Consider the following 369-nt stretch of genomic DNA (forward strand, 5'->3'; position numbering starts at 1 on the left):
CGGAGGAATGGCAGGCGGTCGCCGATGCGATAGACCAAGCGGCGGCGGCCGGCGAGGGCATGTCAGGCGTCAATGAGACGCTGGGCAGGATCGGCGAGAACGCGCGGAACCTGACGACCTACACTGGCGACTCTGTCGTGCGGCAGGAAGGGCTAGAGCGCGCCACGCGCAAGACGCTGGTGACAACGGAGCGGCTGTCGAAGGCATCAAAGGAGGTCGCCTCGGCGTTCCTGAGCGCCGCCAAGTGGCTGACGATTGGTGGCGGCATAGCGGGACTGGCGACTGGCGCTGGGCTGTTCGGGCTCGATCGGATGGCGGGCAGTGTCTACCGCGATCGTCGTGCCGCGCAGGGCCTTGGCCTGGACATGG

Annotated in this window: 1 protein-coding gene; it reads left to right on the top strand. The window is 67.8% G+C overall.

The annotated features are described in order from the left end of the window. Positions 1-369: hypothetical protein (locus B8460_RS22765; RefSeq protein WP_048863504.1), on the top strand; the 369-nt coding region annotated here is incomplete at both ends.

The organism is Acidisphaera rubrifaciens HS-AP3 (genome assembly GCF_000964365.1).
GTDB lineage: Bacteria > Pseudomonadota > Alphaproteobacteria > Acetobacterales > Acetobacteraceae > Acidisphaera > Acidisphaera rubrifaciens.